At 38.6% G+C, this 21,363-nt stretch carries 12 protein-coding genes; 7 read left to right on the top strand and 5 right to left on the bottom strand.

From position 1 onward, the window contains the following. Positions 1-42 precede the first annotated feature (42 nt). The 4 genes from ACYVFA_RS26035 (at position 43) to ACYVFA_RS26050 (ending at position 5,371) form a co-directional block, all read left to right on the top strand. Complete coding sequence (locus ACYVFA_RS26035; protein ID WP_460474794.1) at positions 43-1,833, top strand: FAD-dependent oxidoreductase; 1,791 nt, start codon at positions 43-45, stop codon at positions 1,831-1,833. Positions 1,834-1,897: 64 nt separating this feature from the next. Beyond that, positions 1,898-3,691, top strand: coding sequence for a 2-oxoacid:acceptor oxidoreductase subunit alpha (locus tag ACYVFA_RS26040; protein ID WP_460474795.1), 1,794 nt, complete (start codon positions 1,898-1,900; stop codon positions 3,689-3,691). An 11-nt stretch (positions 3,692-3,702) separates the two neighbouring features. Continuing rightward, positions 3,703-4,755: a 2-oxoacid:ferredoxin oxidoreductase subunit beta gene (locus ACYVFA_RS26045; RefSeq protein ID WP_460474796.1), complete on the top strand. Its 1,053-nt coding sequence runs from the start codon at positions 3,703-3,705 to the stop codon at positions 4,753-4,755. Positions 4,756-4,864: 109 nt separating this feature from the next. Continuing rightward, positions 4,865-5,371, top strand: a complete 507-nt coding sequence (locus ACYVFA_RS26050) for a DUF6265 family protein (protein WP_460474797.1) — start codon at positions 4,865-4,867, stop codon at positions 5,369-5,371. Between the two features lie 198 nt (positions 5,372-5,569). On the opposite strand, the gene ACYVFA_RS26055 is transcribed toward ACYVFA_RS26050, so the two are convergent. After that, complete coding sequence (locus ACYVFA_RS26055; protein ID WP_460474798.1) at positions 5,570-7,669, bottom strand: BatA domain-containing protein; 2,100 nt, start codon at positions 7,667-7,669, stop codon at positions 5,570-5,572. A 421-nt stretch (positions 7,670-8,090) separates the two neighbouring features. Between ACYVFA_RS26055 and ACYVFA_RS26060 the strand changes: the two genes are divergently transcribed. Together ACYVFA_RS26060 and ACYVFA_RS26065 are read left to right on the top strand one after the other, a co-directional pair. Next, a complete protein-coding gene (locus ACYVFA_RS26060) occupies positions 8,091-10,445 on the top strand; it encodes a S9 family peptidase (protein ID WP_460474799.1) in 2,355 nt (784 codons plus the stop codon). Between the two features lie 337 nt (positions 10,446-10,782). Then, positions 10,783-11,955, top strand: a complete 1,173-nt coding sequence (locus ACYVFA_RS26065; protein WP_460474800.1) for a cytochrome-c peroxidase — start codon at positions 10,783-10,785, stop codon at positions 11,953-11,955. 33 nt (positions 11,956-11,988) lie between these two features. On the opposite strand, the gene pnuC is transcribed toward ACYVFA_RS26065, so the two are convergent. Together pnuC and ACYVFA_RS26075 are read right to left on the bottom strand one after the other, a co-directional pair. Beyond that, a complete protein-coding gene (gene pnuC, locus ACYVFA_RS26070; protein WP_460474801.1) occupies positions 11,989-12,642 on the bottom strand; it encodes a nicotinamide mononucleotide transporter family protein in 654 nt (217 codons plus the stop codon). Positions 12,643-12,645: 3 nt separating this feature from the next. After that, positions 12,646-15,642, bottom strand: a complete 2,997-nt coding sequence (locus ACYVFA_RS26075; protein WP_460474802.1) for a ligand-binding sensor domain-containing protein — start codon at positions 15,640-15,642, stop codon at positions 12,646-12,648. 325 nt (positions 15,643-15,967) lie between these two features. On the opposite strand from ACYVFA_RS26075, the gene ACYVFA_RS26080 reads away from it, so the two are divergent. Then, positions 15,968-16,369: a hypothetical protein gene (locus ACYVFA_RS26080; protein WP_460474803.1), complete on the top strand. Its 402-nt coding sequence runs from the start codon at positions 15,968-15,970 to the stop codon at positions 16,367-16,369. A gap of 9 nt (positions 16,370-16,378) precedes the next feature. Here the strand turns inward: ACYVFA_RS26080 and ACYVFA_RS26085 are convergent, their stop codons facing one another. Both ACYVFA_RS26085 and ACYVFA_RS26090 read right to left on the bottom strand, forming a co-directional pair. After that, positions 16,379-17,074 (bottom strand): aspartate/glutamate racemase family protein, encoded by a 696-nt coding sequence (locus ACYVFA_RS26085; protein ID WP_460474804.1) that lies wholly within the window; start codon positions 17,072-17,074, stop codon positions 16,379-16,381. 549 nt (positions 17,075-17,623) lie between these two features. Continuing rightward, positions 17,624-21,343 carry an ATP-binding protein gene (locus ACYVFA_RS26090; RefSeq protein ID WP_460474805.1) on the bottom strand — a complete coding sequence of 1,240 codons (3,720 nt, stop codon included), beginning with the start codon at positions 21,341-21,343 and terminating at the stop codon, positions 17,624-17,626. Positions 21,344-21,363 lie beyond the last annotated feature (20 nt).

Here is a 21,363-nt window from a genome sequence, read left to right on the forward strand (position 1 = left end):
GAGTAGTTTTACTTACGACTTAACTATAAAAAATATTCACCGTTGGAACCTACAAACGTCAATGACCCCGAGTACTATCACAAAGTAGTAGATTGCCAGTACGCTTGTCCTGCTCATACACCTGTGCCTGAGTACATCAGATTAATTGCGGCCGAACGCTATACCGAAGCATACATGATTAACTGGGAATCGAACGTATTTCCGGGTGTATTAGGCCGTACCTGCGACAGGCCATGCGAACCTGCCTGCCGCCGTGGAAGAGTAGAAGAAGAACCAGTAGCTATCTGCCGTCTGAAGAGAGTAGCCGCCGATAATAAAGGCGATATCAAGAATCTTATTCCCAAAGCGCCTAAAGAAGGCAATGGCAAAAAGGTAGCCTTGATTGGTGCCGGGCCTGCTTCTTTGACGGTTGCCAGAGATTTAGCTCCACTAGGCTATGAAATCCATGTGTTTGATGAACAAATCAAAGGCGGTGGTATGATGCGCAGCCAGATTCCGTCTTTCCGCTTACCTGAACATGTATTAGACGAGGAAGTCAATAATATTCTGGATATGGGTATACATTCCCATTTCAAAACTTATGTTTCAAGTCTGAAAGACGTTTTAGCCAAAGATTACGATGCTGTTTTTATTGGCACAGGAGCGCCAAGAGGCAGAGATTTAAGCGATTTACCGGGTCGTAAAGAAGGAGCATCTAATATACATATTGGTATCGAATGGCTGGCAAGCGTGGCTTTTGAGCATACCAGCAAGATTGGCAAAAATGTAATCGTACTAGGTGGTGGAAATACCGCTATGGACTGCTGCCGTACTTCTCGCCGTTTAGGTGGCGAAAACGTAAAAGTAGTGGTACGTAGTCCTTTCACTGAAATGAAGGCTTCTCCGTGGGAAAAAGAAGATGCCATGCACGAAGATATTCCGATTTTAGACAATCACGTGCCTAAATCATTTGTGGTAGAAAATGGTCAATTGAAAGGAATGACTTTTGAAAAAGTACATGCCGTATATGACGAAAAAGGCAAACGCTCATTGGTATCAACTGGTGAAGAACCTGTATTCATAGAAGCAGATGATGTTTTGGTAGCTATTGGACAGGAAAACAGTTTCCCTTGGATTGAACGCGATTTAGGAATTGAATTCGATAAATGGGAATTGCCTAAAGTTGATGCCGTTACTTTCCAGTCAACCAATCCGAAAGTATTCTTTGGCGGTGATGCGGCATTAGGTCCTAAAAACGTAATTACGGCCGTAGCACAAGGGCATCAGGGTGCTATCTCAATAGATTTATTTTGTCAGGGCAAATCAATCACTGACAGACCTGCACCATTTACCAATCTGGTTTCTCAGAAAATGGGTATCCATGAGTGGAGCTATGATAGTGTGGTTGCTAACGACCATCGTTTTGTAGTAGCTCAGGCTGATAAATCTGTTACGCTGAAAGACCGCAAAAAAGAAGTTGAACTGGGTTTCAATGTATTGGAAGGTTTTAAAGAAGCGCAACGTTGCCTGAACTGTGACGCACAAACCGTATTTACAGAGAATCGTTGCATTGAGTGTGATGCCTGTATGGATATCTGTCCTACTTCCTGCATTACATTTACCGTAAACGGCACAGAAGAAGACCTGCGCACACGACTGATGGCACCTGCATTAAATCTTGACCAAGAATTATTAGTGTCAGGAACCTTGGCTACCGGCAGAGTGATGGTAAAAGATGAAGATGTATGTCTGCATTGCGGTTTATGTGCTGAAAGATGCCCGACCTCAGCCTGGGACATGCAGAAGTTTTTCTATAATGTTACCAAAGCGCATCACGGTTGCCAGACAGCCTGATTTTAACAAGACTATTATTTAATCAAAACAGCCCGGGATGTAATACCCGTCGATTCGGCTCAAAATGTCAGCACTTATTAATGATTTTGTAGTACGCTTTGCCAACGTCAACGGTACAGGCTCGGCCAGTGCCAATGGGATGTTTGCCAAAGCAATCTTCCGCATGGGGATTCCTGTTACACCTAAAAATATATTTCCTTCTAATATTCAAGGCCTACCTACCTGGTACGAAGTGCGCATCAGCGAAAAAGGTTATTTAGGCCGCCGCGAGGGGATTGATTTGATGGTATCGGTCAATCCGCAAAGTATGCTGAAAGATGTACAGAGTGTTCGCCCGGGCGGATACTTCATGTACGATAGCACCAAACCTCTTCATAAAGAATATATCAGAGACGATATTAATTATTTGGGTATTCCGCTCATGGGCATTTGTCTGGAACAGTATTCAGACCCTCGCCAGAGACAATTGTTCAAAAACATCATTTATGTAGGTGCATTAGCAGCTTTATTAGATATTGAATTTGGGGTATTGGAGCAATTATTAGCCGAACAGTTTAAAGGAAAAGAGAAGCTAATCCCTGCCAACGTTAAGGCGCTTCAATTAGGTGAGAAATATGTACAGGAGAATTTTAGTTATCCTCTAGATATTCGTGTCCAAAGACGAGATAAAGTAGGCAACCGAATCATGATTGATGGCAATGGAGCTTGTGGATTAGGGGCTGTGTTTGCCGGAGCAACCGTAGCCGCCTGGTATCCGATTACCCCATCAACATCAGTTGTAGAGAAATTTGAAAAATATGCCAAGAAATTCAGAACAGATAAGGTAACAGGTAAAAAGAACTACGCCATTGTACAGGCAGAAGATGAACTAGCCGCCATTGGTATGGTGATTGGCGCTAACTGGAATGGAGCAAGGTCTTTTACCGCTACCAGTGGGCCCGGGGTTTCTTTGATGAACGAGTTTTTAGGTTTAGGTTATTTTGCAGAGGTACCAGCAGTATTGATAGATGTACAACGCACAGGGCCATCAACAGGAATGCCTACGCGTACACAACAATCAGATATTACGATTTCGGCTTATGCTTCACATGGTGATACCAAACACGTATTGTTATTCCCAAGTAATCCGAAAGAGTGCTTTGAACTAACAGCCGATGCTTTTGATTTAGCCGAACGTCTGCAAACACCCATCATTGTTTTAACAGACCTTGATTTAGGGATGAACGACCATATGAGTGAGCCATTTGAATGGAATAAAGAAAGACAATATGATAGAGGGAAAGTGCTAACCGCTGAAGACCTTGAAAACATGGGTCGTTTCGGGAGATACCTTGATGTAGATGGCGATGGTATTCCATACAGAACTTATCCGGGCACACACCCTACTAAAGGTTCATATTTTACCCGAGGTACTTCACGCGATGAATATGCAGTTTATACAGAAGACAGTGCTGTATACATAAGAAATATGGAGCGTCTGGTGAAGAAATGGGAGACAGCGAAAACGATAGTACCGAAACCTCATTTCTATCAGGAGAAAAATATGAGTCCGATTGGGGTCATTTTCTTTGGTACTTCTTTATATTCATCAGAAGAAGCGATAGATCTACTGCGCGAGCAGGAAGTAGTGATGGATGCTATGCGTATCAAGGCTTTTCCGTTTAATGAAGAAGTGGCTCAGTTTATAGAAGACCATGAAGTGGTATATGTGATTGAGCAGAACCGTGATGCACAGATGCGTTCGTTATTGATTAACGAGCTGGAAATCAATCCTAAAAAATTGATTCGTGTCCTCAACTATGATGGAATGCCGATTACGGCAGATAAAATCGTGAATGAAATTTCTAAACACTTGTAAAACCTGAACTCATGACATATATACGTCCAACCTTTCGGCATCCTAATTTACCGAAAAACAAGATAAACTATACAAAGAAAGATTACGAAGGCGCACTTTCAACCCTTTGTGCAGGCTGTGGTCATGACTCTATCAGCGGAGCTATCATTCAGGCTTGTTTTGAGTTAGCCATTGAGCCGCATCGGATAGCCAAGCTATCAGGTATTGGTTGTTCATCGAAAACCCCTGCTTATTTCTTAGGCAATTCGCATGGATTTAATTCAGTTCATGGACGTATGCCATCAGTAGCCACCGGAGCTTATCTGGCCAACCGCGATTTGGTTTACTTCGGTGTATCAGGCGATGGAGACTCAGCTTCTATTGGTATGGGGCAGTTTGTACATGCTATCCGTCGTAACCTGAATATGACCTATATTGTAATGAATAATGGTTGCTATGGATTAACTAAAGGACAAGATTCAGCTACCGCAGATACAGGTTCAATCAGCAAGGCGGGTTCAACCAATATGTTCAATGCCATTGATTTAGTGGGTTTAGGCTTAGAATTAGGCGCAACTTTTGTGGCCCGCAGTTTCTCAGGCGATAAAGCCCAGTTGATTCCATTAATTAAAGCTGCCATGTCTCACCCGGGCTTTGCCTTGATTGATGTGATTTCTCCTTGTGTTACTTTCAATAATAATACAGGTTCTACTAAATCTTACGATTATGTACGTGAACACGTAGAAGCTACCTCAACCATAGATTTTGTACCAACTATGGAAGAAATTACCACTTCATATGAAGAAGGAGAAGGTAAAGAAGTAGCGCTTCACGATGGGTCTATTCTGAACCTACAGAAACTGAATCAGGGTTGGAATCCGGAAGATAAATTATCTACCATGGTTGCACTTCAAAATGCCAAAACCAAAGGAGAAATTCTGACCGGATTGATCTATATTGAGCCAACTACGCAAAGTTTACATGAGGTTTTAGGCACTTGCGAAACACCTTTGAACGAATTGAAAGAAAACATTCTCTGCCCTGGAGTCGATGCTTTGGAGGCTTTGAACCAGAGTTTAAGATAATAGTAATGTTTAAATAAAGGGCTTATATATGAACCTTGTATATTCATGTATAAGCCCTATTTTTGTGCACATTCTTTTCAACTATACTTATTATTAATCCTTAATTTCTATGAAAAACTCAACACGTACTTTCTCCCTCCTCTCTTTACTTTTCGCTTGCCTGTTATTCAGCAAAAATACTCTAGCGCAATCTAAAGCTAATCTGAACGATGTAGCTTTTATGCACGGACATTGGCAAGGCACATTTAATGGCGGCCCGATTGAAGCTTTCTGGGCAAAACCTGCCGGAGACAACCTGACTGGCTTTATGCGCATGATGAAAGACGATAAAGTAACCATGTATGAAATGCTTATTTTTGAGCAAACCGACAAAGGCCCCATCGTATTAGTAAAACACTTCAAACCAGGTTTAATTGGCGTAGAAGACAAAGAAGTATCAGACCGTTATAGCTTTATCGAAGCGAAAAAAGACTGGGCATTGTTTGAAAAACAAGATGGCTCTATCCGTATCATCTACGAAAAACGTGGCGCAGATGTATTAGTAATTCAACGTGGCAAGCAAGAAAATGGCAAGTGGGTATTTGCTGATTTGTTTATATTTAATAGAGTAAAATAAGCCAAAATTGTAGAGACGTATTGCAATACGTCTCATTGGCCTATGCAATCCCAAAAATGCAATTTTAGGAGATAAAACCAAAAGATAAATTTCTGATATTTATAGTCCCGCGGAGACGTATTGCAATACGTCTCTACGAAAATAAAGACCCTTTTGAGCCAGTGCTCAAAAGGGTCTTTATATAATATGCAACATCTCTTACCCCTTCATAAACCGAATCAATAATATCTCAACCGCTAAGAATAGCAAAGCTAATATCACACAGTATTTCCACAATGGTGTACCAATATTGCTTTCCTGAAAGGTCTTTACGAAATCACCATCTAAAAGATTATCGAAAATAGTTACGTTCTTTTGTCCGGCGAAGAAGCTTTTTAATTCAGCTGGTGTATAAAACTCCATTTTTGACTCTTCATTATCGTGGTTTAATGCTAATAATTTTTCTGTTTTGCCATCTAACTGTAATTCATAATAGCCAGATTCTAATATCTGGTTATCACTTAGTTGAGTTGCTTTTGGCAGTTCTAAAGTCAGTTGATTCCCGCTGATTCGTTGAATCGGGATAATTTCTATATTGTTTTTATTAGCTTCTGATACCACACTTTTCAACTTATAGGTCGCATTTTTCTTCACATTTGGTATATCGATCGTAATACTACCCTCACTGAAATTATAAGCTGCTCTTTCCTGTCTTACACTCATTGATGCTATTTTAAACATCGTGGGCACAAAAAAGGCGTGTTCGGCAAAATTACCATAGGTTCTTTCTATGGGTGAGGCACATAAGTAAATCTTGCCTTGGGTTGTATTAGTAGCTGTAATGAAATTTTGCAGATTCTTAAAGGTCAGAATCTTCTCTCCTACTCCTGACCAATTCCATACGGGCTGCATGAGTGGCGTATTGGCTACGCCTTGCAAAGTTGTCCGCTCAAATACATCGGCATAAAATGGATTCTGACGATTAGGCTCAGCAATGGGTAACTGACTTTGCGGCAAAGCTGGTTGACGAATTACAGAAACGCTCTGAATACCAAATCCACCTAAAAACTGCCCATAATCTTCTACATCAGGATTTGATGGCGGGAAAAGCAATAAACTACCCCCCTGACGAATAAACTCTTCCAGACTCGCTCTGAATGTACCATTGATTTGCTCTATGCCTTCCAATACAATCAGGTTGGCGTTTTTAAATTGCCCCACATCCACATTATTGGCACTATACGATTGGTAAGCAAAAAGACTATCGTTATCAAATACTTTTCCTATATAATCGGCGGCGCTGCGTTGCTGATAAAGGTGTAATACCTGAATAACAGGCGAAGCATCCAGCACAAAATAATAATCGTTATCAAATGTAACGGGTTGGTCATCAAAAGAGACTTTGCCTTTATGAAAACCTTTATCTTTTACCGTGAAATTAAATGTAGCCGTTGCCGAGCTATTCGGTGCAATATCTACCGATGCCGTTGAGGCCTGTGCATTATCAATAAATAACTTTACCGGAAGTTTTTCTACTTCATTATCGCCTGAGTTGAATACCTTTACATACAATACGTTATTCTGCATTTCTCTGATAAAAGGAGAGGCCAACCAAACCGAATCTACAAAGACATTTTGTGAAGCTTTACCTTGTACGGGTACTAAAAAGAGTTTATCTAATGAATCTATCTTCAATTGCTTCATATCTCCGGCAGTGCTTTTCTGAAAATCAGAGAACCAGAAAAACTGGTTATTCGCAGTCGCATTATGTTTTTGAGCTAAACTCCGCTGACGTTTGTAGACATTCTCAAATGTACGTGGGTTGGGAGATAATCCTATGGATGTTAATCTGTCTTTTACTTTAGTGGCATTGGTTACAGCCTGGTCTTCGCCTGAAAAATCGTTGGTTACTAATTGTACATTAGGCGATTGGCTGAATAATGTCAGGAGTTCGTCAATTTTGGTAACGGCCAAATCTAAATAACGCTTGTTTTCAGTTGTATTCTGCATACTCAGAGAGTTATCCAGATAAAGACTACTCACCCCCAAACCCGATGAACGATTAGTGCCGGCATTTTTGGCTGGCAGAAAAGGTTGAGCAAAAGCCAAAGCCAAAAATAGAAGAAATAGAATACGAGCGGCCAGAATAAGCCATTGTTTGATACGTCTAAACGAGCTTGTCTCTGTTTCGACCGCTTTCAGAAAGGCAACATTCGTAAAAAATACCTTTTTGGTACGACGAAAGTTGAATAGATGAATAATGATTGGCACCGAAACAGCCAATAAACCCCACAAGAAAGACGGAAAGAGAAACTGCATATATTCAAGCCCCTAAAGGTATATCATTTAAATTTTTTATAATAAACGTAAAAGTCTGAAATTCCTTTCAATGTTTTGTTGATATTTTACGCTTATTCGACACATAAGCCAATTATTATGCCAAAGCGGGGTAATATTCAAGCTTGAAAGGATAATCGAGAAGTTTTTTAGATAATAGCTAATTAATCATAAATAAATCAGATTAGCAAACTTAATAAAATAGGAGAGAAACTGTTTGAGTTAATCTTATTTTGTTCAAAATGATTCTTTTTCGCAAATCCTTCGCTTCCAAAATCCTCATTTAGCTCTGCTAAACTCCGGTTTTGGCATCTCGTCTTTGCAAAAAATAATTCATTTTGATTCTAAAAATTTAACTCAAACAGTTTCTATTTTTGTCAAAACTAATTACTCCCTGAATCACATGAAAAAACACTTCATTCTACTTACCCTTTTACTATGCGCTGTCGTCACTCAGGCACAATTGACTGTCGAGAAAATTATGCAGGAACCCTATAAATGGATTGGGACAGCACCCAGCAATATTTTCTGGTCAGAAGATTCCAAAACTATTTATTTCTCGTGGAATCCTGACAAAAACAAAGGTGATTCTTTGTATAAAATTGTTTTACCCAATAAAACGCCAATCAAGGTCACTCCCAAAGAACGACGTGGATTACCTGCGCAAACAGGTACCTATAACAGAGACAATTCATTGAAAGTCTATGAAAAGCAAGGAGAATTATATCTGCTCTATTGCAAAACCTTGAAAATTAAACAGTTGACTAATACTATTGAACGTGAGGCAAACCCATACTTCAATGGTGATGAAACCAAGGTTATTTTTTCAAAAGGCGGCAATTTATATAGCTTGAGTCTGGCAGATGGACTTATCTCGCAAGTATCAAATTTTGTAGTCGGCAGCAAAAAAGCAGACGCTAAATTGAATGATGAAGAAAAATGGCTGAAAGCAGACCAATTGGCGATGTTTGAGATATTAAAAGAGCGCAAAGACAAGAAAGAAGAAGCTGAAAAAAATACCAAAGCCGATCAGGCCAAACGTCCAAAAGAAATATATCTGGAAGGAAAAAATCTGGAAGTTCCGATGGTGAGCCCCGATATGCGTTATATTACTTATCGCCTCTCAAGCCCTGCTACCGGAGCTAAAAATGCAATCGTACCAAGCTATGTAACTGAATCTGGTTTTACGGAAGATTTACCTGCACGTACTAAAGTGGGTAGCCCGATGAGCAGCTATGAAAGCTATGTGTATGATACCAAGAAAGATACAGTTTATCAGATTAGTACTAAAGATTTAGTGGGACTTACGCAACAACCTGAGTTTTTGAAAGATTATCAGAAACAAGCTGATACTACCAAGAAAAAACCTGCTAGCCGCAAACTGATTATTACTGCGCCTAACTGGTCTGAAAATGGTTCAAATGCAGTAGTTGTCATACGCTCGTTCGATAATAAAGACCGTTGGATTATGCTCTTGGATCCTGCCACCGGAAAACTGAAATTATTAGACCGCCAGCATGATGAAGCATGGATTGGTGGGCCTGGTATGGGCTTTACGCTGAGTGCAGGGAATATCGGCTGGATTGATGAGCAAACACTTTATTTCCAATCAGAAGCTGATGGTTATTCACATCTTTATACAGTAAATGTGCTTACAGGTGAGAAAAAACAATTGACCTCTGGCAAGTTTGAAATACAACAGGCGCAATTATCGAAAGATAAACAATGGTTTTATCTGAGCACCAATGAAGTGCATCCGGGTGAAACGCATTTTTATAAAATGGCTGTAACCGGAGGAGAAAGAACAAAAATTACCAGCATGGTTGGGGGTAATGATGCTACGCTTTCACCTGATGAATCGACAATTGCTTTGCGTTATTCTTATATGAATAAGCCTTGGGAATTGTTTGTGCAAGATAATAAACCTGTGGCGACGGCCGAGCAATTGACTAATTCATTGACTGATGAATTTAAAGCTTATGCCTGGAAAGAGCCGCAAATTATCACTTTCAAAGCGCGTGATGGGGTTGATATTTATGCCCGTATTTATGAGCCTGCTAAAAAACTAAAGAACAAAAAGGCAGTTGTCTTTGTACATGGGGCGGGTTATTTGCAAAATGTACATAAATGGTGGAGCCAGTATTTCCGTGAGTATATGTTCCATAACTTATTGGTTGATAAAGGTTATACTGTTTTAGATATTGACTACCGTGCGAGTTCGGGCTATGGCCGTGATGTACGTACGGGCATCTATCGTTTTATGGGTGGTAAAGATTTGACAGATAATGTAGATGGTGCTAAATTGTTGGTGGATAAATATGGCATTGATCCTAAGAAAATCGGTATTTACGGTGGTTCTTATGGTGGTTTCATTACGCTGATGGCCATGTTTACCACACCTGATGTATTTGCCGCAGGAGCAGCCTTAAGACCAGTGACTGATTGGGCGGCCTATAATCATGGGTATACAGCTAATATACTCAATGAACCGCAAACAGACAGCCTGGCTTATCGTAAAAGCTCTCCTATTTATCATGCCGCAGGTTTGAAAGGGCATTTGTTGATTTGCCATGGAATGGTTGATGTAAATGTGCATATACAAGACTCTTACCGATTGGTGCAACGACTGATAGAATTGAAGAAAGAAAACTGGGAAATGGCAAGCTACCCGATGGAAGACCACGGTTTCGTAGAACCAACTTCCTGGATGGATGAATATAAGCGAATTTTAAAATTGTTTGAAGAGCGATTGAAATAATCAATTATCTATAGCAAGGGAGGGGTCGAAAAGCTCCTCCTTCTTTTTGGTTCAATAGGCTTACCTATATTCTATATAGTTCACTACTTATTTCATTTTACAATTTTATTTCTTCAAATTAAGTACAATTTCCTATCAATAAAATTATATTTAATCCACTAACAATAAGTCCCTGAACAATTAAGTTATTACAACAATCCCCTTTTATTGCACAAAGCAATCGTACTAACTAATCATTATTATCATTCTCATTTAAAACCTATTAGCATCTTTGGATAAAATTTTATGCAAATCAATTTCTCCATTTGTTATTTGCTACTTATAAAATTTATCATCTATGAAAAAAAGGACTCAGTTTTGGGTTGCAGGTGCATTTTTCTGCGCTGCAATTGTTATGGCTTGTCAAAAAGAAGACAATCTTCTTAATGGGAATTTAACCACCACCGAAACAAAAACACCTACTGTTATTATCCCTTCCAACAATGCACTAAAGACCGAAAGAGTTACCTTAGGAAAAATGCTATTCTGGGATCCGATTTTATCTGGCAATAAAGATGTTGCCTGTGCTACCTGTCATCATCCCAATAATGCGTATACTGATGGATTAGACCTTTCAATCGGAACTAACGCCATTGGTTATGGTACCAATCGTCATTTCCTGTCTCCTAATACCCTTCCTTTAATTAAGCGAAATTCTATGACGGTACTCAATACCGTTTTTAATGGCATGAGTGCAGATGGTACTGTCAATCAAGAAACGGCTCCTATGTTCTGGGATTCACGTACACATAGTCTTGAGACTCAGTCTTTGCAGCCTATAATGACCCTTGAAGAAATGAGAGGGCATGCCTATACAGAAGTGTTGTCTTTAGATAGCATTGTAAACCGATTAAAAAATATTGCCGAATACCGTTTGCTATTCAAAAATGCGTTTGGAAGCGAGCAAACTATTAATGCTGCAAATATCGGCAAAGCTATTGCAGATTTTGAACGCACGCTGGTAGCGAATAATTCTCCTTACGACCGCTATCAGAAAGGAGATAAAACAGCCATGACCACTCTTCAGATTGAGGGAATGCAGGCTTTTACAGATGTTGGCTGTGTGAATTGCCATTCAGGCCCTATGTTTTCAGATTATCAGTTACATATATTGTCGGTGCCTGATAATGCCAGAATAGCAGGTACTGATGCCGGAGCAAATGGCAATTACTCTTTCAGAACGGCGAGTCTGCGTAATGTTACTTTAACAGCCCCTTTTATGCACAATGGCGTTTTTCAGAACCTTAACCAGATATTACAGTTTTACGGAAATATTGCGGGGGGAAACAGCCAGAATCCGCAGGTAAATATCAGGCAGGTTGACCCCAAAATAAGACAGGTAAGGATTCGCAATAACCAACAACGACTTATTGCGTTTATCAATGCGCTTACCGATACCAATTTTGATAAAAGTATTCCGGCAAAAGTTCCGAGCAACTTAAATCCGGGGGGTAGTATCAAAAATTTCTAAACTCTATGGTATAGGGTTTAATCGTATTAAGCTCTATACCGTTTTCTTATATTCCTTAGTCCAATTCATAGCGCCAAATAGGGCAATTACACAGAACACCGCATAAAGCAAAGAGTATAGCTTGACTTCTTTGATATAGTACATATAGGTACTGATAATGTCTACGCCTAACCACACCCACCAGGCTTCTACTTTCTTGCGGATAAGCAGGAAGGTAGCAAAAATACTCATGACTGTGGTGAAAGAATCCATATAAGGGAAGGCACTCGGCAGACTGAAAACCACGGGCAGCCATTCATGTAGATTTTTAGCAAAAGTACCCAACAAAGCTGTTCCTGTTAATCCAATCAAGGTGAGCACACCAAACTGCTGCAAAGATAGCTGGCTTATTTTTAACTCATTCTTTTTATTGGCCTCTTGTTCTTTCGGGTATTTCCATTGCCAGAAACCAATCAGATTGGTGATAAAAAAGAATACCTGCAAAAACATATCAGGATATAGCTGAATCTGAAAGAACATGATAAAAGCCAATACCACGTTCACCAGACCTACAATCCAACTCCATACATTTTCCTGAGCTGAAAGAATTACTGCTATTAGGCCCGTAAGGGTAGCATAAAACTCCAAATGACTCATTTTGACTCCCCAAAGCTCAAAAAATATATGATTAATGTCGAAAAACTCCATGCTTTATTCTTTTTCCTCCAATATAGGTATTGTAATTGTCACTTTAGTACCGAGTGGCCTTTTTTCTTCGTCATACAAATCTTCCGTAATTACCTTTCCTAAGTTTGTATTGTATTGTTTGTTAAGTGTTTCAATGGTTTCCAGCACGTTTTTAGTACCTTTAGAGTCCCGACGGTTGGCGCTTAACTGGTTCAGTTCCCTTGATTTAGCCCGCCCTACACCATTATCTTCAATTGAGCATGAAACCGTATTATCTTCTTCGTTTAACGAATAATTCACTATTATTTTTCCGACTCCGTCGGTTTTCTGCATTAAGCCATGCCATATTCCATTTTCAATGTGTGGCTGTACAATCATCGTTGGGAACAATATTTCATGGATATTGATATTGTCATCCACCTTTATGATAAAATCAAATCTTCTTTCGCCAAAACGTAATTGCTCCAGCTCTACATAGAGTTTTAAGAAACTGACATTTTTTTCAATCGGCACATAAGGTTTATCGGTATTATCCAATATCTGTCGAATGAGCTTGGAAAACTTAGATAAATATCTTGATGCCTCCTGATTTTCGTTATAAAGAATAAAACTATTGATAGAATTCAGGCAATTGAACAGAAAGTGTGGGTTCATCTGCGCCCGTAAAGCACGCATTTCTAATTCGGCAATTTTCCGGTTCAGTTGCGTTTTTTCTGTTTCTTCCCTTTTTACCTTATTCAGTCTGATAGTAAAAAACAGGATGATTCCGGCAATAGCAATGCCTAATAATAGATAGCCAAACCAGCTATGCTTCCAGAATGGTGCGGTTACCCGCACTTTTACCTCTAAAGGCTTATCATTCCACACACCATCCGAATTGGCTGCTTTTACGCTGAATATATAGTCACCAATGGGCAATTGAGAATAACTCACAAAATGTCGGTTACCACTCTGTACCCAATCATGGTCAATACCAGATAATTGATAAGCATATTGATTCTTTTTAGGAGAAATAAAATCGAGCGCTGCAAAGTCAAACGAAATGAAATTATTCAGGTAGCTGATTTCAATAGGTTTGGTATGGTCAAAAGCAAAAGGCTGGTTCATCACTTTTACTTCTGTAATAGCCACTTGTGGTTTATGTGTATTGGTAGGTATTTTGTCCGGATTAAAAATATTAAACCCATTTACCCCCCCGAATGCCAGTTCGCCAGTTGATAATTTAATGGCTGCTCCTCCGTTAAACTCATTATTTTGCAAGCCGTCGCTCACATCATAATTGGTGAAGGTTTTTCTTTTTTTACTGAATTTCGACAAACCGAAATTGGTACTTATCCATATATCATCTCCATTTGGTAGCGAGAAATAGGCCGTATTATTGGCCAGACCCTCGCTTACATTATAAGATATAAACCGATTAGTAGAGATATCTAAATATGCCAGACCTTGTGTATAACTCGTAATCCAGAGGTGTTTATCATCATCCTGAAAAATTGAACCTATATCGTCTAAATCAATATTACGGTTGATACACTGCATATTAATAATACTCATTTTCTTGGTTTGTGAGTCGTATTTCAGAAGGTTTATTCGCCCCCCTATCCAGATATTGCCTTTTCGGTCTTCGCATAGCGTATTTACTAATTCTGATTCGTTTTCAGTTTCATTAAAAGTCTGCGTTTGATGGGTTGTGGGATTATATTTTACCACACCAGTCTGTGTGCCTAACCATATACTTCCGTCAGATGCCCGCAGGATTTTTTTAATAAATTGATTAACAAATAGTTTTGTCAATTCATTATGCTCGGTAGATAGCGGATAAATACGTTTTTTTTCAAGATTCAACTCAACTATATTATCTGAAGTTGCCAACCAAAAAATACCAGATTTGAATTCTATAATAGAAAAAATACGATTCTGCTGAATATTTTTACTTAAGATATACTCAAATTTATTAGTCTTTCGGTTCCACAAATTCAATCCTCCACCATCTGTGCCTATCATTAAATAATCTCCGGCTTCATAAAACGTAAGGATAAACTTATTGTTCAGCCCATTATCCATATTGATGGTCTTAAACTTAATGTTGCTAAGGTTTATTTTGCTGATACCAGAGTTGTTACTGCCTACCCAGACTACTCCTGTATGATCCTGAAAGGATGTAAAAAGAGGTGAGCCATGAATGAGATTAGGTTTACTATCATCAGAGGGTAGTAAAAGTAAGGTATCATTAACCGGATTATACTTAAAAAGTCCTATTAATGTACTTATCCAGATATTTCCCTGCTTATCCTCATTGATGCCGTTAACACTCACTTCTTTGAGGTCTGGGAAAAACTTCTTAAAATTAACTATTTTTGTTTCATTCCAGTTTTCATCTAAACCAACTATACCCAAGTTATCTACATTTACCCAGGTAATGTTTCCCGATTTCAGTAAACCAAAAGATACATTTTCATTAAAATTTTTATAGGTCCGTTTGGTTATTTTACCAGAGGCAATATCGTATTCAAAAAAACCTTCAGTAGTTGAGTAGAAAACCTTAGTAAAAGCGTTATTTAAAACTAAATCAAAGATATTCCCTGAAGTCAGTTTTTTATGGGTTTTAGTCTTTAAATTAAACGAATATATACCCTGATTGGTCGCCATCCAGAAAATATCTTTGCCATCATGATAAATAGACCTCGCCCGAAGACCCGTAAGATAATTATGAAAACTTTCATCATTCAGATTCATTTCTGACAGACCATTCCCTGTGGCTATCCACAATTTGTTCTGGGTCTGGTACATATTATAGATACGCGAGTGCGACAATGAGTTTTTTGGCCTATCGGGGTCGGGTCGGAAAGCTTTAAATTGATAGCCATCATAGCGAAGCAAGCCGTCGTGTGATCCAAACCATAGGAATCCTCTTGAATCTTCCATTATAGCCACGACTGTATTCTGGGGCAGACCATTGGTATTATCAAAATGTTCCACAATACCCGTACCCATTTCCTGCGCTAAGAGCGATAAACTCAAAAGCCAAAAGAAGAAAATTTGATAGATTTTCGAAGTGTAAAAGACTTTATATGATTTCTTTATTTTCAAGATTCTATGAGGTTAAAAACGAGTGCGAAAGCGCTTCGTCCTGAAAAACTTCTTCAATATATATAAAAACTTTTTTAACAAAAAAACAACCAATTTCAGGGCATCTCAAATCAGTTACCCTTTCTCGCCAGATATCAATCAGGTTCCGCCGCCTATCAATTGAAACCTGCCAAAAAAAAATCTGCGCGCGCGCTAAAAAAAAATTGACCTATATTAGTCTGCAAGACAGTTAGGAATACACCTATAATTAAAAGGAATGAGTTTATTTTTCTTGATATTGACGGGAGTCTTTATAGTAGTAGCGTTTTGGCTAACACTCCTCAGATTTATTGCGCACTTAAGCGGATGGAGCACACTAAAAGATACCTATGAAGCCACTTATTCACAGAATGAAATCAACTATATTGGTATCTCAGGAAAAATCGGAAAGTTTAATTATTACGGCGTACTGAATGTCTCACTTTCAGAAGCAGGTTTGTATTTATCGGTAAGTCCAATGTTTCGGTTCGGGCATCCTTTTTTGTTGATTCCCTGGAATAATATCAAGCATATACAAGAAAAAGGGAACACACTTTTCTGCGAAGTAGACGGGATTCAGATTGGTTTATCCAGCAAAATCCATAATATCTTTAAAAGCTACCTTAGTGCTTATTCCTGACAAACCGTTTCAACTCATTAAAGAAAATTCAACGGCTGCGTTGGCATGAATCAAAGTGGTATCAAACACAGGAACAGATACATCTTTCTGGCTAAGCAATAATGGGATTTCAGTACATCCGAAAATAATGCCCTCGGCACCCTTGCTAATCAAATCTTCAATAATTGAAAGATAGGCCTCTTTTGTTTCTTGCCTGATGAGTCCTTTCCCTAACTCTTCTTTCAGCGTTTGCTGAATATAGTCTCTTACTTCCTGAGATTCAGGCACGAAGGCATCAATAGTATATTCACTGAGTTTTTTCAGGTAAAAATCCATTTCCATCGTAAATTTTGTACCCAACACTCCTACTTTCTTGAGTCCTTGCGCGTTTATCTCTTTAGCAGTTGCGCTTACGATATGAATAATGGGCAGATCAATACTTTTTTCTAATCTGTCGGCGATAGCATGAGCTGTATTAGCGCATAAAACAATTGCTTCTGCTCCTGCCTTCTGTAAATGCTGACAAGCTTCAAAAATCAGTTGATAGGTACTATCCCAATAACCGAGTGTATTGTTTCTTTGAAAATCGTCAAAATTCAATGAATAAATAATACATTCAGCAAAATTGAATCCACCTAATTTCTGATTAATGCCTTCGTTGATATATCGATAATAATCAATAGTAGAAACCCAACTAATACCACCAACTAGCCCGATTTTTTTCATATTTTGCTCTTTTATCTGACCAAATCTAATAATTCATTTGATAAACTCTTCTGTCTTTTTCTTAAATACACCAATATGGCCTAATTTGTCTGTTGTTTCTATATTAAAGCTTAAACCTTATGGTATTTGAGAGTATAATACCTGATAAGTCGATTTCTTTATTTGTAAAGAATATTCTGGTTTTTGAGGAGAATAAACATACGCTCAAAACTATATTGCCTTTCTTTGCCGATGGTTAGTTTAACTCAGAAAAACAATGTCAGGGCAGTAGCTTAGACAGTAAATTTTTTAAACATAGATGTTTCAGTAGATAAATTGGCTTTTACCGAAAATAAATCAAGCGCTACCATTCCTATATTCTGATTTCTCTCTTTCTCAAACACGCTTTAATTTTGTATCAGGAGAAGACAAGAATCTAGATAAATCAGGAAATGAGAAATAATTATGTAATAGCCACACCTAAAAACAAAAAAGGTGTCAAGAAATCAGGTTGGCGGGCAATGATTGTCCGCCTTGTCTACTGGTGGAGGAGTCAGTTCAGATAAACCCTTATTTTACTGAGGCTAAAGGTAAGTCAATAAAAAATGTTGTTCCACGGCCATCTTCGGTTTCAAACCAGATATTTCCTCCGGCGTGTTCTACTCCCCGGCGTGCCATCGCTAAACCCAGACCAGAACCTCCGATTTTTGTAGTAAAGTTAGGCAAGAATACCTTCTGACGATGATTTTCGGGTATACCCGACCCATTATCCTGTATTTCAATAATTACCTTGTCGTCTTCACTTTTATATAAACGCAGATTGATGATAGGTCTTTTGCCAACTGGTACCGACTGGATGCCATTGATAATCAGGTTAGTAACAACCCGGCTCATAAACTGGCGGTCGCCGACCACCCATGCCTCTTTCTCTTTGATATAAGGATTAAGCGCAATCTTCTCATCTTCGGCATATAAATCAGCCGATTTCTGAATCAGTGGCACTAAATCAAACGTTTCATTGCGGGGGACAGGCATTTTGGCAAACTCTGAAAACGAGTTAGCAATCTCACTGATATTATCAATCTGCTCGGTCAAAGAATTTAAGGCTCTGCCAATGCGCTCTTTGGCTTTCGGATTATCGACAACCAGCGTCCGTTGCAATTGCTGAATAGATAATTTCATCGGTGTCAGCGGATTTTTAATTTCGTGCGCCACCTGCTTAGCCATTTCGCGCCAGGCCGTTTGTTTTTCACTCAGTGAAAGCGCAACCTTGCTCTCTTCGAGTTTTTTCAACATCTTGTTATATTCCCGCATCAAAAGCCCGATTTCATCATCCGAATTCCATTCCAATCGCTCATGCAACTTATCCAGATTGGTTTTTTTCAGCTTCTGGGCTACGATTCTTAGCGGATTCGTCAGAACATTAGAGGCGAAATAGGAGATAATTAATAAGATGAGGAATAGCCACGTAAAGATATTCAGAATAGAAGCTACTACTTCAGTTACCTGACGATCTAATACTGGTTTGGCATCAAAAAACGGGATACCAATCACCCCTAAAGGCTTACTATCCTGCCCTTTAATCATCATATACGCTGTTTTATAAGTCAGGCTACCCAGGGTTTCAGTTAATAAGGCTTCATTCTCTTTTTCTTCAATAATTCGTCTATACGCTATCGGGTTAATGAAACTAGAAATCAAACCGTATTCGTAGACCAGAGGTCGGGTAGTCAGGTTCAGTTTTCCGTCTAAATTATAGAGGTTAATATCCAGTTTTGTATCATGTGCCAGATCGTTGATTTCCTGCTCCAGAAAGGCTCTACTCATGCGTTTCTGAGTAAAATTCTCCAATTGAAGTTGTACAGTAGAAGTAATGTTCTTGGTATTATCGAGATAGGCTTTTTCCTGATTGCTCACAAAGGTTGAGTTGATGACACTCAAAGTGATAATCACAACCAAAACCAATGGCACCAGAAAGGCAGCATTGAGATATAACTGAATTTTGGTCGAAAAATTCACATTCATATTTCTAAAGCTGTATTTCAGGGTATATAATAGCATTACAAATACAATGCAAAGTACTGAAAGTAAAAACAGGAATGAGAAATTCGGGAAAACACTCTGCCAGATCTGGTATTTAGAAGAAATAACAATTTTACGCCCGTTCTGCCCGATTTTGCCTATATGGTTATAATCATTCAGCTCAACCCCTTTCTCGTATATTTCTTTACTATTCAATACCGAAACAGGCAGTTTACGCATATAATTGTAATTGCCCGAATTAAAAATCAGTTGATTTTTTTCATTATAAATCGCGTAGCTATAATTTCTGGTTTCGGGGGTTTGCGCAAATTTTTTATCCATAAGCAGTTCTGGATATACGCTTTCAGCAAACTCATCTCTCAATTTCAATTCAAGCACCACATTTCCTATCAGCGTTCCATTTCTGCTGACAGGAATAAAAGCCACATATTGCTTGATGAAATTATTACCAATATCGTCTATAAAAAATATATTCGGGTTACTGGTTTTATATTCAGGCTTATGGAAGTTCCCTTCATAATAAGCCAGATTATTAGCTCCTTCTGATAAATCTAATGATTTGCCATTCTTATCAAAAGCCAATACATCCGTATCGTATCGGTCGAAATATAAATCCAGATGTCTGCTTTTAACAATCTGCTGTGTTTGCTCACGTGCCAACGTTGCTCTGTTCAAAGCTTCACTGATGGCCGTATCTGTTTGCACTGTTTGTACTACCCTTGCCAATAAGCCTTCTCCTAATACATCATTTTCAGCCAGATATTTTTGTCCGAATTTCAGTTTATCGTAAAAGTCTTTTTTCTGTTCTTCATGAAAAATGACAAACATAGCGATGAATGCAAAAACAAAAGCACCAGTAAAAAAGTAAATGGTTGTTTTATACTTGAAATTATAAAAGAAACGTGGGAATTTATTGGCATATACCAACAAGAAATAAAGGCCTACTATGAGGTATACCCACCGGAACTGATCAATAATGCTGATTACTAAAAGCCCTATCAATACGCCAATCATCCACATGATGATGGCCATCTTGAAGTCCTTATTCAATCTTAAAAAAAGGCTGCAAAGCAGGTGATTCAATAAGAAAAAGATGATAGACAGAATCACGTAAAACAGTAAAGCAGCTATTTTTAACGACGAAAACGAGATGCTCAGTGCAAGGTCTAAAGTAAACTGCGACTTCTCATAAACATTACACAAGTTTCTGAAAAACAGGCTTGTAATAGTGATGGAAGTGGTCACCAAGCCTATTGAAATAATATACTGTAATACTTTAGGTGTGTTGAAAAGTTTGTAATAAGTATTAGAACGATAGAAATACGTAACCAGATAACCGACTAATAAGAATATCACAACGGCATTGAGCAACATATCGCCAAGTGATGGCGCGAGGGCATTGATGGTTAAAAACTTGGGATTGAAGAGATTCGACTCATAGACAATAAAAGGGATGCTATTTGATAGCATCATGAGACGAATAAAAATCAGATAAGCCGACAATAAGGCGAACGCTCGGCCAAACTGGTGTATTTTTATCAGATTGGCAATCCATTGGGCAATATAAATACCCAACAAAAAAATGCTGATGGCCAATAAGAAAAGCGTATTACTTGGAATATTGGAGTTAGTAAGCTTTTCAACTTGTGGCGGAACTACTGAGAAAAGAAAATGCCCCTTATCATCTGTAATATTCAGAAATGGCAGTTTACTTGGTTGGTTTGATACATTCTGTGGCTCGGTTGAGAATATCTTGTGGTTGTAGCCATTGTGCAGATAATCGTTTTCATTATGAAACTTACGATAAAGGTTAATCAATGAAAACACCTCCACACTCCCACCCTTACTACCGAATCTGATAGTATTAACTACATATTTACTATTATCGTTGCTTAGTAGTTTGGTTTCTGCGGTTCCGGCTAGTTCCTGATAGGTAGGCACAAAACGGTGGTCGGACCAATAGAGCAACTGGCCGTTCATAAATATGTAATAAGGATAAACTGTGACAGCCTCAAAGTTCAGAAAAGTGCTTTCAGTAGCTTTCTGATACTGTGTTCCTATGCTGAAAAGTTCATCTTTAGATTGTACGATTTCAGTTCTTATCCTTGCTCTGATAGCATTTACATAGTGCTCCTGCGATGCACGAGGTGCATCTTTCTCAAAAATAAAGAAATTCAGGGCAGCAGTGATTGTAAATACTATGGAGAGAATAAGGAAGAGATGTTTCTTAAATAACTTCAAATCCATGTTCACCTATTTATTCTCGG

It is taken from the genome of Emticicia fontis (genome assembly GCF_054779675.1).

Coding starts and splice junctions, on each gene's coding strand:
- ACYVFA_RS26040 (WP_460474795.1), top strand. CDS start 1,898: ATGTCAGCACTTATTAATGATTTTGTAGTACGCTTTGCCAACGTCAAC.
- ACYVFA_RS26045 (WP_460474796.1), top strand. CDS start 3,703: ATGACATATATACGTCCAACCTTTCGGCATCCTAATTTACCGAAAAAC.
- ACYVFA_RS26050 (WP_460474797.1), top strand. CDS start 4,865: ATGAAAAACTCAACACGTACTTTCTCCCTCCTCTCTTTACTTTTCGCT.
- ACYVFA_RS26055 (WP_460474798.1), bottom strand. CDS start 7,669: ATGCAGTTTCTCTTTCCGTCTTTCTTGTGGGGTTTATTGGCTGTTTCG.
- ACYVFA_RS26060 (WP_460474799.1), top strand. CDS start 8,091: ATGAAAAAACACTTCATTCTACTTACCCTTTTACTATGCGCTGTCGTC.
- ACYVFA_RS26065 (WP_460474800.1), top strand. CDS start 10,783: ATGAAAAAAAGGACTCAGTTTTGGGTTGCAGGTGCATTTTTCTGCGCT.
- pnuC (WP_460474801.1), bottom strand. CDS start 12,642: ATGGAGTTTTTCGACATTAATCATATATTTTTTGAGCTTTGGGGAGTC.
- ACYVFA_RS26080 (WP_460474803.1), top strand. CDS start 15,968: ATGAGTTTATTTTTCTTGATATTGACGGGAGTCTTTATAGTAGTAGCG.
- ACYVFA_RS26085 (WP_460474804.1), bottom strand. CDS start 17,074: ATGAAAAAAATCGGGCTAGTTGGTGGTATTAGTTGGGTTTCTACTATT.
- ACYVFA_RS26090 (WP_460474805.1), bottom strand. CDS start 21,343: ATGGATTTGAAGTTATTTAAGAAACATCTCTTCCTTATTCTCTCCATA.